The sequence below is a fragment of the Liquorilactobacillus mali KCTC 3596 = DSM 20444 genome, assembly GCF_000260415.1.
GTDB lineage: Bacteria > Bacillota > Bacilli > Lactobacillales > Lactobacillaceae > Liquorilactobacillus > Liquorilactobacillus mali.
The window spans coordinates 1-12,567 of the sequence record NZ_BACP01000009.1 but is presented as its reverse complement, the minus strand read 5'-3'; the positions used below and the strand labels follow the sequence as shown (position 1 = coordinate 12,567).

Here is a 12,567-nt window from a genome sequence, read left to right as displayed (position 1 = left end):
AGCCCCTTTTATTAGTATCAACAAAATCTCAAACTTACACAAAGAGGCCCCCTCTTAGGGGAGCCTAACTAAACACTGTTAATCATGATATTTTTCAGTATTTCCACTGCTTTATTTTACGCAGTCATTTCAAAAATTATGGTTACACTCGTTTTAATAATTAAAATTTTTACAATTTTTTTCAAACTTTAATAAACTTTTGTCTACACAAATACCTAAACCTGGACTATTTCCTAAATAAATTCCACCATCTTTTAATCGAATTCCCTTACCTGGATCATTCTTTTCACTAACATGTTTAAAACATGAGACCTCAAACTTATTGCCTTTGACAGTTGCTGCAACATTTAAAATTGCTGCGGTAGCAAGCCTTCCCTCATCCATCTGACCAAGCATATAATCTTGATGATTTACTTCAGCAATGTCAATCATAGCCTTAAGTTTTTCATATGATCCTGCCTTAATATACTTTAGATGAACCGCATCTGCTGCATTGTTCTTTCCAATTTCGTGAACATCTTTGATCGACTTACAACTTTCATCTGCACATATTTCCTGATCAGCATTATTTTTTAAAAATTTTAAGCCTTCAATATCAGTTTCATCAACTGGTTGTTCCATCCAGGCAACATCATATTTTTTAAAAATATTAGACATAATTAATGCTTCTTTTGCTTTCCACTTTCCGTTTGCATCAACAAATAAGCTGATTTTCTTATCATCGTTTGTATTAAATGAGTTTATTGTTGATCTAACAGCAGCAACTCTGGCCTCATCCATTTCATGACTCATACCAACACGGACTTTTAACGTCCTAAAACCCTTTTCTAAATATTCTCGTGCTTCATTTATGGTATGTTCAATATCATTAAATGCTATGTTCGCATCACTAGGAATAAAGTTACGTACCTTGCCACCAATCAAGTCATAACATGGTAGATTCAATATCTTACCCTCTAAATCCCAAAGTGCAACATCAATTGCCATTTTTGCTCCTGAATTACCAATAATTTCTTTTTCTATTACTGAATTTATTTCATTTCTATTAATGGGATTTTTTCCAATCAATAATGGACATAATTTACCAGATAGAATAGAGATTATTCTTTCACTCGTATCTCCTGTTACGTATTCACAGTTTCCTCTAACTTCTCCCCATCCCGTTGTTCCATCATCTGTCATTATCTCAATATACACTTCATCTAGTCTACTTACTTTTCCAGAAGATGCATGGGTAAAAGAGTGAATCAAAGGAATTTTACAAGAGTATATATTTATAGAATTTATACTTACCAAGTATTTTAGCCCCCCTCTATCAAACTAAAATGCATCAGTTTTGCCACCATCAACAACTATTAAACTACCATTCATATAACTACTTTTATTAGATGCTAAAAAGGCAACCACATTTGCAAATTCTTCAACTTTTCCATATCTTCCAAGTGGAATATTTGCCTGCGATTTATTTTGGACATAATCAATAGGCTTATTGAGGTTTTCTGCTTTGACTTCGTCAAGATGTTGAACCCGGTCAGTGGCAATTCTGCCGGGAGATATTGCGTTGACAAGTACCCCGTATTCTCCAAGTTCCTTTGATAATGTTTTAGAAAAGCCCAACAGCCCAAGTCTATAGACATTTGAAAGAATTAGGTTAGGAATGGGTTGTTTTGCCGAAGAAGACAATATATTTATTACGTGTCCCTTATTTTCTTTTAAATCTGGAATCAATTGTCGTGTCACACGAATATAACTTAATAAATCAAGATAAAAATACTTTTCCCAATCATCATCTGTTAGATCTTCAAACCTGCCACTCTTAGGACCACCTGCATTATTTACCAAAATATCAACTGTACCGATTTTTTTGTGAGTCTCAGTAATTAAATTATTGATATCATCCACTTTTGAAAGATCGCAGACACAGAAATCTATACTATTCTTATAAGGTGTTTCAATTTCAGAAAACTCTTCGACTACTTGCTTTAAACTGTCCTCATTTCTACTTGTTATTAATACGTTTGCACCTTCTTTGAAAAGCCTTTCAGCTGTACCTTTACCTAATCCCTTGCTGGATGCAAGTACAAGAGCAGATTTGCCATTTAGTTCTAAGTCCACTACATCACCCCATAGTTTTTTTAATTACTTGCTCAATTTCCTTTTTATCGTCTAAACCTAGTGTTTTAAAAGGAAGTCTCACTGGTCCAGAATCTAATCCTACTATTTCCATTGCAGCTTTTACCATCGCGGGTTGCCCAAACTTTTTGGCTAAGTCCCAAATTGGTTGCCAATTATAAAATCTCTTTTGTGCGGCAACTAAATCACCAGCTGTAAATTCGTTGTAAAACTTAACAAATTCCTCAATCATAAAATTAGCATTTGTCGACGTAAATCCTGGAAGTCCAATTCCTAAGCCACCGAGCGCAATGCTATCTGAAGCAGGTAATATTGCTATTTCTTTCCCAACAAGTGTATTTACTTCTATTAATTCCCTAATATTTGTTGAACCGTGCTTGACTCCTTTTACATTTTTGATTTTAGCAAGTTTTTCGATAGTCTGCGGCGACAGTGAAATACCAATACTTGCACTATTATAAATAAAAATAGGGATATCCACATTTGAGCTTAAGTATTCAAAAAATCGAATTATATCGTCCTGTCTAACTTCAGAAACATATGGTGCTGTGACCATTACACCATCTACACCTAATTCTTTAGCTTTTTTACTTAGTTTTAATGCTTCTGCAGGATTGCTAGATGCTGTACAACATATTAAAGGTACCCTTTTATTAATAATTTCCTTTGCATTAGAAAATAATTCAACTCGTTCCTCATAATTCATACTAGGATATTCAGCATAGGTACCACCGACAACAATTCCATTTACACCCGCATCAATAAAATGATTCAGATTTCTTTCTAAGGCTTTAAAGTCTAAAGTCTTATCACTTTTTTTCATCGGAGAAATTGCCAAAACATAGACACCCTTAAGTTTAAAAACCAATTTATACCATCTCCTTATTTAAATAATTTTTTAAAATTAAAAGTCCATTTCTTATTTTTTCTTCGGAAATCGAAAAAGATAAGCGAATATGGCTACTATCGCCAAAACTATCACCTGGCATAAGCGCAACATTAGTATTCTGTAAGACAATATTTGCAAAATCAGTTGCATTTTTCATAACTGTTCCCGACAAATTTTTATTTATATATTCTGAAATGTCTATCCAAAAATAAAAGGCCCCCTCTGGTAATATATACTTAAAACCTTTTATTTCTGACAAGATATTGTCAGCCAAAGCCCTTCTCTTTTTAAAATCAGATCTTAAGTGACTCAATTTAAAACTTTTATCAACGGAATCGTCGAATGCAGTAACTGCTGCATACTGAGATATTGAAGATACATTACTAGTTGAGTGAGACTGCAAAATTGTCATGAATGATGCTAACTGTTTGCTAGAGGCGGAATATCCAATTCTCCACCCTGTCATACCATATGTTTTAGAAAAAGCATTAACTACAACAGTCCTATCCTTCATTTTTTCAAATGATGAAATAGAAATAAATTTCTTATTGTTATAGATATATTCGGAATATACTTCATCACTAATTACATATAAGTCGTTTTCAATACAAAACTTCGCAATATCAGCTAATTCGTCATATCCATAAATTGCTCCGGTTGGATTATTTGGACTATTTAAAATTAATACTTTTGATTTATCCGTGACCGCTTTTTTTAAATCTTCGACACTTACTTTAAATCCATTCTTCTCTGAAGTAGTTATTACTATCGGTTTAAAACCCATCAGCTTTGTTTGTGAAATATAAGATACCCAGTATGGACTGGGGATCATTACTTCCTCTCCTTGATTACACATTGAGTACAGTGCATCAAAAACAGCCTGTTTTCCTCCATTTGTAACAACAATTTCACTAGTTTTATAATCAACATTATTTTTTTCATACAAACTATGAGTAATTTCCCTTTTCAGCTCCATTATTCCAGAAGTTGCTGTATAAAAGCTTTTATTACTATCAATAGCTGCTTTTGCACCATTTTTTATATATTCAGGTGTAAAAAAATTTGGCATTCCTAGTGCAAATGAATAAATATTTTCTCCCTTTCTTTTCAAATAATCTACTCGTTCTTCCATATCTGCAGTTTCAGAAGGCCCTACTTTTCTGGTCCAATTTGCAAAACTTTCACTTTTTTTATCCATATCAAGTCTCTGCCTCCTTTCACGAGTTGATATATTGCCTATCTGCATTCAAAATTATATTCTTATACACATTCATCCCGTTAATCAACTCATTCAATTCAATATACTCATTTGGCTGATGCGCCATCTTAAAATTACCTGGTCCATATACAAAAGTTGTAATACCTTCACTCATAAAATGCGACATATCACAGTTACAATCTAATCCTGAAAATTCTACAGATCCATAGACATCTTCAATCGCTTTTTTGGCTGGTACTAATACTAAATTTTTCGTAGATATTTCCGATGGATCACCAGTAGTTTCCAAAAACCTATCAATACTCATTTCACATTTTGGATCAGTTAGCGGTAACGTTTCATTTATTACTTCATTTATTTCTTTAACTGCGGTATCCTTGTCTTCACCAGGTATCAATCTTCTATCTATAACTACCTCGCAATAGTCAGGAACCATCGATTCCTTTATCCCCCCATTAATAATTGTTGGAATTAAAGTTGGTGACCCTGAAAATTTATGTTTTCGAACTGATAAAACATTTTTATTAAACTTATCCAAATTTTCAATAAGCTTTGACATACATATGATGGCATTTACACCCAAACTTGGCGTTGCTGAGTGTGCTGCCAAACCCTTCACTGAAATTATTGGTCTCAAACTTCCTCTGTGTGAAACAGCAATTGTCTTATTTGTCGCTTCACCAACAACGGCAAAATTTGCTTTAATTTTTGGAAGCAATCGAGCTCCTAAACTAGCCCCTTCTTCATCAGCAACAGCAATTAATGTAATATCATTATTTAATTTAATATTGTTCAGTATAATGTACTCAATGGCCATGATCATCGAAGTTAATGGCCCTTTCGCATCCACTGTACCTCGACCATAAGCTCTATTACCTTGTATGGTTAATTTATTGGGATCAAAGTTTCCCCAACCGTTACCTGAAGGTACAACATCCATATGAGTGTTAAGAACTATATTCCCTCCTCTGCCGTTTCCTTTAACACGTGCAATGACATTTGCTCTATTTGAAGCAATATTATTAACTTCGACTTCACAACCTATATCTTTTAATACCTTGAATAGTTTTTTTGAAATAACTAATTCATTTTTTTCTGATGTATATGAGCGTGTTTCGACTAATGTTCGCAATATCCTTATACTTTCACTATCCCAAAATTTATTATCCACAGTATTTCTCCTACAAATCAATAAGCTTTAGTTCACAATCTAATGCAGTTAAAGGTTTACATCCATCTGATGTGACCAAAACTGTGTGACTAAATCCGACTCCATATTCATTTGGAAAACGAATTGCTGGAGGCATATGAAACACCATACCCTCTCTTAAAATACCTGAATCATCTTTTTGTAAGCTCATTATTTGTCCTTCACCCCAATCAGGTGCAAAAGCTATACCAATTGAATAACCTGTTCTTTTTCTAAAATTATTGTATAATCCTGCCTTCTCGATTAATCCACGACAAGCTTCATCTACCTCACCACTTGTTACTCCGGGACGAATTGTATTGATTGCAGCATTCAATGCATTAATACAAACTTCAGTTGCTCTTTTCACATCATCACTAGGATTAGATCCAGTATAAGCCGATCGCATAATGGCTCCATGATACCTATTTCTACAACCCGCAAGTTCCATTAAAATGGTCTCATCTTTTTTGATTTCTTTATGTCCCCAAGCAGCGTGAATATTACCAGATCTATATCCTGATGAAACAAAGGGTTCCATACCTAAATACTCGCCACCGGAACTTACCATTTTTTCAAACATAACTGCAGCAACTTCATCTTCATTAACGCCTACATGAATTGCATTTAGCCCTGCTCCCATTGCTTTATCTGCAACATGACATGCTTCTTTAATGTATTTAATCTCAGTTGGGGATTTGATTAATCGAAGAGATTCAATCATTCCCTGAATATTAACTATACTTGCATGACAGTTTTCTCCAATTTGCTTAAACTGTTTAATTGACAGAAATTTAGAATCCATTTCAATTCCTAATTTTGAATTAGTTTGTAGATATTTTTTTAGACATTTTATTGTAACTGAAATTGGATCTACTGTGTCGTCATATGAAACAATATTATCCTCATTTAACCAACTATATAACATTACATTTGGAATTTCTGCGGCACGTGGGACCAATAATGGATCTCCGTTCACCGGAATCACAAGTCCCTGATACATGTAGTATCCAGGACTTTGGTAACCTGTTAAATAGAAAATGTTCTCAGGTGTATTAACTAACGCAATATCAATATTATGTTCAATTAACTTATCCTTAAAGTTCTGAATGCGTGTCTTAAATTCTGCAGGTTCAAATGCCATCATCTTTTCCATTTTTCAAACTCCTTTATATTTTTTGTTAAATTTTCAGTGTATTTGTTTTTTTCTTGTGCACTCTGAATTAAATTTTTGTCTAATTCTCCAACTATTATTCCCTCTGTTTTCTTTAGACTTTCAACAATAACACTGCCAAATGGGTCAATGAGTTTGCTATGACCAAAAAAGTTTGATTCCCCTTCAATCCCAATATGATTCACTGCTGCAATAAAAATACTATTTTCAAGAGCCCTAGAATTAAAATATATATTCCATTTGTATCTATCAAGTTTTTCAAATGCTGACGGCATCAGTATTGCTTCAACTCCTTGCAATGCAAGGTATCTAGACATTTCAGGAAACCCTGCATCATAGCAAACAAGAATACTTAGTTTCCAACCCATAAATTCAAAAATCAGCGGTTCTCTTCCAGGTTTAAAATAATTTTCCTCATCTTCCCACAAAAAAATTTTTTGTATTCTCCAACTACATTTCCTTTTTTATCAAAAACAATGGCACCGTTATAGATTCTTTCATTCTCGAATATAGGTAGTGGAACAACCATCCCAATCTTGTTTTTAATTGCTACTTCTTTTAGACTTTCAAATTCTGCGTTACTATATTTCTTTATATGATCAAAATATGAATAATCATATCCTGATAAAGAAAGTTCGGGAAAAACAATGATATCAGCACCTTGACTGACAGCATCTTTTGTAAATGCTTCAATTTTTTCAATATTGGTTCTATATTCCCCAAGCACTGAATTAATCTGAGCAAGGGCTACAACTAACGGATCTCTCATGGGTCCAACTCCTTAAAAATCAAATGTAATTTATATTTAAACTATCTAAAAATTCAATTAATCTATTACTAGGATTTTCAATCTCAGAGTTTTTGATAGGATCATCGTCAACTATTAATCCATTTTCCATAAAAATAACACGTGTACCAACCTGTTTTGCAAAATCCATTTCATGAGTCACAATCATAACAGTCATACCAGAATCGGCTAGTTCTTTGATTGTTTTCAAAACTCCAACTGTCATTTCTGGATCTAAAGCCGATGTGGGCTCATCAAATAGCATCATCTTTGGATTCATAGCCATTGCTCTTGCAATAGCTATTCTCTGTTGCTGCCCACCAGAAAGTTGCGCCGGATAGCTATCTTCTTTATCACTCAACCCAACCTTTTTAAGCAGATTTCTCGCTATTTTTTCTGACTGCTTTTTGCTTTTTTTCAAAACAAGCTCAGGTGCTAATGTGATATTTTGTAAAACTGTCAAATGTTTGAATAGGTTGAATGATTGGAATACCATTCCCATATCCTTTCTATGATTATCAGATTTACTGGAATTTTCAGTAACAGGTTTGTTTTGAAAATATATAGTTCCACTAGCTATATTTTCAAAACCTGCAATACAATTTAATAAAGTAGACTTTCCAGATCCCGAAGGTCCAATAATTACGACCCTTTCTCCCTCTTTTACGGAGAATGATATATTATTCAGTATTTTATGCCCAACCTGATATTCTTTGCTTAATTCACAAACTTCTAACATAACATCACCTCTTTTAATATTATCTATTGCAAATAGTTAAACTTTTGTTCGGCTTTTTTCTGAACATAAGTAAATATTGTTGTGAATATCAAATAATAAATTACCGCAGCTGTTAATGCACTCATATATTCAAAATTGGCACTTGCTATTTGTTGTGCTGTAAGTAATAAGTCAGAGTAACCAACAACCGAAGCTAATGCAGATGTTTTTAACATCCCATTAAATTGGTTGGCAGTAGGAGGAACAATCACTTGAAGTGCTTGAGGAAGAGTAATTTTTTTCATAATCTCTGTTTTGCTCAGTCCTAACATCTTAGCGGCTTTTTGTTGCCCTCCATCGACAGAATCAAATCCAGAACGAATAATTTCAGCCATATATGCTGCTTCATTCAACGTAAGTGCAATTAAAGCTGATGTAAAGTTATCAAACTTTATTCCTACCTGAGGTAAAGCAGTATAAACAAAAATTAATTGTACAAGTACTGGAATTCCTCTAAAAAGCCATATATAAAAATTAACAAATTTTACGGTAATCGGCTTTTTTGTCCGTCGTAGTAGTTCTAGAATCAGTCCTAAAATAACTGCTAAGCATTGTGAAATTAGTGTAAGGACAATTGTTCTCACTGCACCCATTAAATATTCAGATGAGAAGAAATTGCTCAAAATTCCCGATATAAATTCCAATAGTATCTTCTCCTATCTATTTATAATAATTTAACTCTTTAGGTAGGTCATATTTTGCCATTAACTTGTTAAATTTACCGCTTTTATTTAATTTTTTAATTGCTTTAGTGATTTTCACTTTCATATCTTTATTGTTTTTATTTACTGCAATTCCAATAGTGGTTTTTTCACCAAATGAAGCTTGAATCTTGTAAGTATTTGGCTCTTTTTTCATCAAATATGCAACACCTGGAGATGAATCTAGGAATGCATCAGCTCTTCCATTTTTAACAGCTACATAAGTATCACTGGCCTTTGGTAATGACAGTTCTTTAATTACTGCTTTCCCAGCTTTTTTCAACTTTATGTTTTCTTGATTTACATATACAGCCTCAATTGCACCTTGGGTTACAGCTACTGTTTTTCCTGAAAGGGCTGCAAGCGACTTGAATTTTTCCTTAGTCGTTTTTTTTGTAACTATATCATTACTAATTTTTAGATATGGAATAAAATCAACTTGTTTCTTTCGAGTAGCATTTTCATACATAGCAGAATTAATAATATCGATACGGTTACCTGTTAACGCGGGAATCAAACCATTAAAATCCATTGACTGAGTCTTTACTTTTAAATTCATCTCCTTTGCGATTTCTTTTGCCATATCAATATCAAATCCCTTATAATTTTTCCCATCCATGTACTCGAACGGCGGAAAAGTTGCAGCAGTTCCATATGTCAAATAACCTGAGTTTACAAGCTTTTTGGGAACTAAAGCTGAAGTGGAAGTTGATTTTGACGAACAACCAACTAAAAATACTATGCTAAGAGCAACAGCTATTGTTAAACAAAATATAGATCTAAAAGATTTAACCATTAAATTCACCCCAACGTATAAGATTTATTATGGATATAATTTCCTAAACCAATGATAGCAAATATAAATGTATAAACAGCGGTTTTACACGAATTGCGTATGCTTGCTGTCTAAATGCATTGTTAGCTAATAAGAAAAGGCATTCACGTTAAAAAAATCACATCTTTTAATTTCTTTTCAATAAAAAGAAAGTAATAATATGAACCATCTCACAGTTATGTGATGGTTTATACTGTCTTTAAACAAAAATTTTGCATATTTTATGTGACAGTTTCAGCATTATAGAAATTCTACAATCATGATTTATAAAAATCTACACGGAACAAATCTCTCGAAATTAAGTAAATAAGTCCACGAATGGAATGAATTATATAAAATAACAAAGATTAAACTAATGAGAGCTGGGTCAAAAGTGAAATTTTAACCTAGCTCTTTTACTTATTCCGTATAAACGTGTTCCACAAGTAAACATTGCTTTTTATTTAATATAAAAAAACCACCTACTTTTGAAACACTGAAGTGCTTCATTTAGCGGTGGTTTCTTTATTCAAACACAGTTTATTAAAAAATATGCTATCTATTTTTTCTTATTATTTTTTCCTACTCTAGACAATTGACTTATTTGATATAGCAGAGATTACTGTTCTATTCGGTTGGTCAAAAGTTATATTTTGAAACAGTTCTTCTATTTATTCCGTATAAACGCATCCCATAAGTCACCTTATTAACTCTATATAAACCATATTTCTTTAAGCTTCAAACAATCTCTTACTCAATTCAATCTTGCCCGTACCTACCTCACTGTTAGCGAAGGTTACACTTCCTTGATGACTCAATGGCTGTAATAATTCTTTGTCCCGCAGGATTCTTTGCAATTCTCTTGATGCTCCTGGGCCGCCATCAATAATGAATTGCTTATCTCCCATTACTTTCCGAATTGCAGGTTTTACAAATGGAAAATGCGTACAACCTAATACCACAGAGTCCGCCGTCTCCTTATAGGGTGATAATAATTCTTCCAGATAATTCATTACTGCAGGAGAATCCAAATCACCCTTCTCCACATATTCTACAAGATCTGGTGCTGGAACTAATACCAGATCTGCGAGGTTTTTATATTGTGCCAATAATTCTTGGAATTTCTGTTCTCTTAGTGTCAATGGTGTTGCCATCACTAAGATCTGTGAATTAGGTTTCCGCAGTACAGCCGGCTTAATGGCAGGTTCAAGTCCAATTATTGAAAGATCTGGATGAGCTTGCCGAATGTCCCTAACAGCGGCACTAGTGGCAGTGTTGCAGGCGATCACAATCGCCTTAACATTCTGTTCAATGAAGTGATCAACAATATCAAAGCTTAATTCCTTAACTTCATCAGTCGTTTTAATTCCATACGGTGCATTATCTGAGTCTCCGAAAAAATGATAGTCCTCTTGTGGCATAAGACGGTACAGGTCACGAAGAACACTAATACCACCTACTCCAGAATCGAAGACACCGATAGGGCAATCTCTCTTTAATTCATACATTAGCCATACTTCCTTTATATCGATATTACAATCATTATACTATTTAAGTTAGAACATAACACTAAACTAAAATCATGATTTGCAATATCTTCTAAAATTATCTATTTCTCAACAATTTTGCTGAATATTTTCTTACAATTATTGTACACAAAAAACCAGAAATATTTCATCCTGGTTTCCTGTTCATTGCCTAGTCTGCGCTAATACTTTCTTGCATAGCTAGTTATTTACTTTGATTCATTTTTATTTCTTTTGCCTAATCCAAATAGTGTACCGATACTTGCTAGAGCAATTAAGATTGCACCTATGACGGACACCTTACTACTTTGTTCATCACCAGTCTGCGGCAAGCTTGCTTTTGCAGCTGTTACCTTAGCTACCGTTTTCTTTGATGAGGCAGGTTTCGTAGTAACATTACTTAATGGGGTTGCTGTCGCTGAATCACCATCATTACTATTAGTTGGTGTGTTACTGTTTGTGCTGCCACCCTTATCATTGCTTGGTGTCGTTGGATTTGCAGGAATTACTGGTTGTTCTGGTGTTACTGGTTTATCTGGTGTTACTGGTTTGTCAGGGATAACGGGTTCAGCATTCTTTGTGTAAATGACCGTCTCAACAACGTCTGCGCTGTTCTGGGTTAATCCGGTAATTTCATCAATTTGTTTCTTATCGGCTGTATACCCATCAATTATAGGCGAGACCTTAGTATCGAATGTTGTGTCGTCATTCACTGCCTTCCAACCGTTATCTTTGATAATTTCACCAGTTACATTGTCAATCACGAACTCATGTTCAAAGGTCACTGAATCAGTCTTGTCTGGTGCTGCTTGAGTCCCATCTTCATACTTATAATGAACTGTTTCGGTAACTGTCTTTGTCAATGAATCTTTATCTGTTCCGTCAGGCCATTTAGGACTATCTGGATCATTAGGATTGATTGGCTCACCAGGTTCTTGCGGATTATCTGGATTGATTGGAGTTGTTCCATGAACAAGGTGTACCTCATAACTCTTTATAACCCCATCTTGATCATAAACCACACCATCACTTGGGTAGTTATCACTAACAAGAACATATCCTTTATTCTCATAATACTTAATTGTGTCTGCTGTTCTATAGTCATCAGTTGAACCAAACGCTCCAGAAAGATCCTTGCTGGTTAAAGTCGTATTAGTTGTATCGTCAATATATTTAACCGTCGCTTTTTCTTCCTTTAACTTATAAACAACTGTGTAATTCAAATCTGAGCTATCATTCGTGACCTGTTGTGCTGCGACCTTCGTCAAATCACTAGCTGGGGCATCATTACTGATCACCTCATAATTGGCAATATTTGGATTTGCTACCTCTGAGAAATCAGCGCTGTCTGCTTTAG

13 protein-coding genes are annotated in these 12,567 nt (G+C 34.0%); all 13 read right to left on the bottom strand.

Going from position 1 to position 12,567, the window contains the following annotated elements:
- Positions 1–153: 153 nt before the first annotated feature.
- Positions 154–1,296, bottom strand: coding sequence for a mandelate racemase/muconate lactonizing enzyme family protein (locus GSM_RS01795; protein WP_003687473.1), 1,143 nt, complete (start codon positions 1,294–1,296; stop codon positions 154–156).
- Between the two features lie 24 nt (positions 1,297–1,320).
- The gene (locus GSM_RS01790) at positions 1,321–2,115 is read right to left on the bottom strand and encodes an SDR family oxidoreductase (RefSeq protein ID WP_003687472.1); all 795 of its coding nucleotides are present in this window, start codon (positions 2,113–2,115) and stop codon (positions 1,321–1,323) included.
- A gap of 4 nt (positions 2,116–2,119) precedes the next feature.
- On the bottom strand, positions 2,120–3,001 hold the full coding sequence (locus GSM_RS01785; protein WP_003687470.1) for a dihydrodipicolinate synthase family protein: 882 nt from the start codon (positions 2,999–3,001) through the stop codon (positions 2,120–2,122).
- Between the two features lies 1 nt (position 3,002).
- Complete coding sequence (locus GSM_RS01780) at positions 3,003–4,220, bottom strand: pyridoxal phosphate-dependent aminotransferase (protein WP_003687467.1); 1,218 nt, start codon at positions 4,218–4,220, stop codon at positions 3,003–3,005.
- Between the two features lie 19 nt (positions 4,221–4,239).
- Positions 4,240–5,412, bottom strand: a complete 1,173-nt coding sequence (locus GSM_RS01775) for a M20 family metallopeptidase (RefSeq protein ID WP_003687466.1) — start codon at positions 5,410–5,412, stop codon at positions 4,240–4,242.
- Between the two features lie 10 nt (positions 5,413–5,422).
- Positions 5,423–6,586 (bottom strand): M24 family metallopeptidase, encoded by a 1,164-nt coding sequence (locus GSM_RS01770; RefSeq protein ID WP_003687464.1) that lies wholly within the window; start codon positions 6,584–6,586, stop codon positions 5,423–5,425.
- Entirely contained in the window at positions 6,574–7,032 is a 459-nt protein-coding gene (locus GSM_RS15485) for a carbon-nitrogen hydrolase family protein (protein WP_010077701.1), read from the bottom strand. The genes GSM_RS01770 and GSM_RS15485 overlap by 13 nt, the downstream gene beginning before the upstream one ends.
- Positions 6,984–7,373 (bottom strand): carbon-nitrogen hydrolase family protein, encoded by a 390-nt coding sequence (locus GSM_RS15480; protein ID WP_010077700.1) that lies wholly within the window; start codon positions 7,371–7,373, stop codon positions 6,984–6,986. The genes GSM_RS15485 and GSM_RS15480 overlap by 49 nt, the downstream gene beginning before the upstream one ends.
- 19 nt (positions 7,374–7,392) lie before the next feature.
- Positions 7,393–8,130: an amino acid ABC transporter ATP-binding protein gene (locus tag GSM_RS01755; protein ID WP_003687461.1), complete on the bottom strand. Its 738-nt coding sequence runs from the start codon at positions 8,128–8,130 to the stop codon at positions 7,393–7,395.
- Between the two features lie 23 nt (positions 8,131–8,153).
- Positions 8,154–8,813 (bottom strand): amino acid ABC transporter permease, encoded by a 660-nt coding sequence (locus GSM_RS01750; RefSeq protein WP_003687459.1) that lies wholly within the window; start codon positions 8,811–8,813, stop codon positions 8,154–8,156.
- A gap of 16 nt (positions 8,814–8,829) precedes the next feature.
- The gene (locus GSM_RS01745) at positions 8,830–9,666 is read right to left on the bottom strand and encodes an ABC transporter substrate-binding protein (protein ID WP_003687458.1); all 837 of its coding nucleotides are present in this window, start codon (positions 9,664–9,666) and stop codon (positions 8,830–8,832) included.
- Positions 9,667–10,415: 749 nt separating this feature from the next.
- On the bottom strand, positions 10,416–11,192 hold the full coding sequence (gene murI, locus GSM_RS01740) for a glutamate racemase (protein WP_003687456.1): 777 nt from the start codon (positions 11,190–11,192) through the stop codon (positions 10,416–10,418).
- 227 nt (positions 11,193–11,419) lie between these two features.
- A partial coding sequence (locus GSM_RS13835; protein ID WP_010077699.1) for a mucin-binding protein occupies positions 11,420–12,567 on the bottom strand: 1,148 nt, incomplete at its 5' end.

Bases quoted from the DNA above. Each gene is read 5' to 3' on its own strand.
- GSM_RS01745 (WP_003687458.1), bottom strand. From the start codon at position 9,666: ATGGTTAAATCTTTTAGATCTATATTTTGTTTAACAATAGCTGTTGCT.
- GSM_RS01780 (WP_003687467.1), bottom strand. From the start codon at position 4,220: ATGGATAAAAAAAGTGAAAGTTTTGCAAATTGGACCAGAAAAGTAGGG.
- GSM_RS15480 (WP_010077700.1), bottom strand. From the start codon at position 7,373: ATGAGAGATCCGTTAGTTGTAGCCCTTGCTCAGATTAATTCAGTGCTT.
- murI (WP_003687456.1), bottom strand. From the start codon at position 11,192: ATGTATGAATTAAAGAGAGATTGCCCTATCGGTGTCTTCGATTCTGGA.
- GSM_RS01770 (WP_003687464.1), bottom strand. From the start codon at position 6,586: ATGGAAAAGATGATGGCATTTGAACCTGCAGAATTTAAGACACGCATT.
- GSM_RS01755 (WP_003687461.1), bottom strand. From the start codon at position 8,130: ATGTTAGAAGTTTGTGAATTAAGCAAAGAATATCAGGTTGGGCATAAA.